Source organism: Phyllobacterium calauticae, assembly GCF_019991125.1.
In the GTDB taxonomy this organism is placed as follows: domain Bacteria; phylum Pseudomonadota; class Alphaproteobacteria; order Rhizobiales; family Rhizobiaceae; genus Phyllobacterium; species Phyllobacterium calauticae.
In genome coordinates this window covers 1-2,500 of sequence record NZ_JAGENB010000020.1, presented here as the reverse complement: position 1 = coordinate 2,500, position 2,500 = coordinate 1, and the positions used below count along the sequence as shown (strand labels likewise).

The window sequence follows — 2,500 nt, the reverse complement described above, 5'->3', positions numbered from 1 at the left end:
GACACACGGCGGGTGCTAACGTCCGTCGTGAAGAGGGCAACAACCCTGACCACCATCTAAGGTCCCTAAGTTATGGCTAAGTGGGAAAGGATGTGAGGATCCCAAAACAACCAGGATGTTGGCTTAGAAGCAGCCATCATTTAAAGAAAGCGTAACAGCTCACTGGTCTAAATAAGGGTCTTTGCGCCGAAAATGTACCGGGGCTAAAGCCATACACCGAAGCTGTGGATTCCTTGGAACCTTCGGGTTCCCGGGAGTGGTAGCGGAGCGTTCTGTAAGCCGTTGAAGAGAGACCCGTGAGGGCTCTTGGAGGTATCAGAAGTGAGAATGCTGACATGAGTAACGATAAAGGGAGTGAGAGACTCCCTCGCCGAAAGTCCAAGGGTTCCTGCTTAAAGTTAATCTGAGCAGGGTTAGCCGGCCCCTAAGGCGAGGCCGAAAGGCGTAGTCGATGGGAACCACGTTAATATTCGTGGGCCTGCGGGTAGTGACGGATCGCGTATGTTGTTCTTCCTTATTGGATTGGAAGGGCTTCGAAGCGGTTCCAGGAAATAGCTCCCGCGTATAGACCGTACCCTAAACCGACACTGGTGGACTGGTAGAGAATACCAAGGCGCTTGAGAGAACTGCGTTGAAGGAACTCGGCAAATTGCACGCGTAACTTCGGAAGAAGCGTGACCCTTATGTACGCAAGTATGTGAGGGTGGCACAGACCAGGGGGTAGCGACTGTTTACCAAAAACACAGGGCTCTGCGAAGTCGCAAGACGACGTATAGGGTCTGACGCCTGCCCGGTGCTGGAAGGTTAAGAGGAGAGGTGCAAGCTTTGAATCGAAGCCCCAGTAAACGGCGGCCGTAACTATAACGGTCCTAAGGTAGCGAAATTCCTTGTCGGGTAAGTTCCGACCTGCACGAATGGCGTAACGACTTCCCCGCTGTCTCCAACGCAGACTCAGTGAAATTGAATTCCCCGTGAAGATGCGGGGTTCCTGCGGTTAGACGGAAAGACCCCGTGCACCTTTACTATAGCTTTACACTGGCATTCGTGTCGGCATGTGTAGGATAGGTGGTAGACTTTGAAGCGGGGGCGCCAGCCTTCGTGGAGTCATCCTTGAAATACCACCCTTACCTATATGGATGTCTAACCGCGGTCCGTTATCCGGATCCGGGACAGTGTATGGTGGGTAGTTTGACTGGGGCGGTCGCCTCCTAAAGAGTAACGGAGGCGCGCGATGGTGGGCTCAGACCGGTCGGAAATCGGTCGTCGAGTGCAATGGCATAAGCCCGCCTGACTGCGAGACTGACAAGTCGAGCAGAGACGAAAGTCGGTCATAGTGATCCGGTGGTCCCGCGTGGAAGGGCCATCGCTCAACGGATAAAAGGTACGCCGGGGATAACAGGCTGATGACCCCCAAGAGTCCATATCGACGGGGTTGTTTGGCACCTCGATGTCGACTCATCGCATCCTGGGGCTGGAGCAGGTCCCAAGGGTATGGCTGTTCGCCATTTAAAGCGGTACGTGAGTTGGGTTCAGAACGTCGTGAGACAGTTCGGTCCCTATCTGCCGTGGGTGTAGGAATATTGACAGGATCTGTCCCTAGTACGAGAGGACCGGGATGGACGTATCTCTGGTGGACCTGTTGTGGCGCCAGCCGCATAGCAGGGTAGCTATATACGGACGGGATAACCGCTGAAGGCATCTAAGCGGGAAACCCACCTGAAAACGAGTATTCCCTTGAGAGCCGTGGAAGACCACCACGTTGATAGGCCGGGTGTGGAAGTGCGGCAACGCATGAAGCTTACCGGTACTAATAGCTCGATTGGCTTGATCATTCTCATTACTTATATCCATCTTTAAACGCTCTTACGCCGGGTTGCTGCGCAACCGGCTGCGAGGGCACGCGCCATAAGGCGCAGCGGCCAGTCGGCCTTGCGGGCTAACGCCCGCAGGCAGGCAACCGTCAATATCGACAAGACAAAATAGAAAACCAGCTTCTCTTTCATCGTTGCTTTTTGCTGACCTGGTGGTTACAGCGGAGCGGCTGCACCCGATCCCATTCCGAACTCGGCCGTGAAACGCTCCAGCGCCAATGGTACTTCGTCTCAAGACGCGGGAGAGTAGGTCGCTGCCAGGTCTGCCAAACGCAACATGAAATCAAAACTCTCCACATCCCATACATTCCAATCAACAGGCCGCCTAAAGCGGCCTTTTGCTTTTGCAAATACCTGAATGTAAGTGCATAATTACATGCCGCTTCAAACGCGGTAGCCGGAAATGCCGGCATGGTGGCGCGGGGTGGAGCAGCCCGGTAGCTCGTCAGGCTCATAACCTGAAGGTCACAGGTTCAAATCCTGTCCCCGCAACCAACCAAACCAGCTTCTCACATAGCGCACATCCTCAGGCTCACAACCTGAAGGGTGAGCGGTCGTCCGGGCAAAGCCCGGGAAAACAGTCCAGTGGACTGTTTTAAGACCCGAACGGGCAAAGCCTGTCCCCGCAA

At 54.5% G+C, this 2,500-nt stretch carries 1 protein-coding gene, 1 tRNA gene and 2 rRNA genes (1 of these 4 cut by a window edge); 3 read left to right on the top strand and 1 reads right to left on the bottom strand.

Annotated elements, in window-relative coordinates; genetic code table 11:
- Positions 1 to 1,832: ribosomal RNA gene (locus J1W56_RS25675) — 23S ribosomal RNA — on the top strand (it extends 1,109 nt beyond the left edge of the window).
- Positions 1,833 to 1,853: 21 nt separating this feature from the next.
- Here J1W56_RS25675 and J1W56_RS25670 read toward each other — a convergent pair.
- Positions 1,854 to 2,003 carry a hypothetical protein gene (locus tag J1W56_RS25670; RefSeq protein ID WP_223616123.1) on the bottom strand — a complete coding sequence of 50 codons (150 nt, stop codon included), beginning with the start codon at positions 2,001 to 2,003 and terminating at the stop codon, positions 1,854 to 1,856.
- Positions 2,004 to 2,019: 16 nt separating this feature from the next.
- Between J1W56_RS25670 and rrf the strand changes: the two genes are divergently transcribed.
- Together rrf and J1W56_RS25660 are read left to right on the top strand one after the other, a co-directional pair.
- A 5S ribosomal RNA gene (gene rrf / locus J1W56_RS25665) occupies positions 2,020 to 2,134 on the top strand.
- 155 nt (positions 2,135 to 2,289) lie between these two features.
- Positions 2,290 to 2,366 (top strand) — tRNA-Met (locus J1W56_RS25660).
- Positions 2,367 to 2,500: the final 134 nt, after the last annotated feature.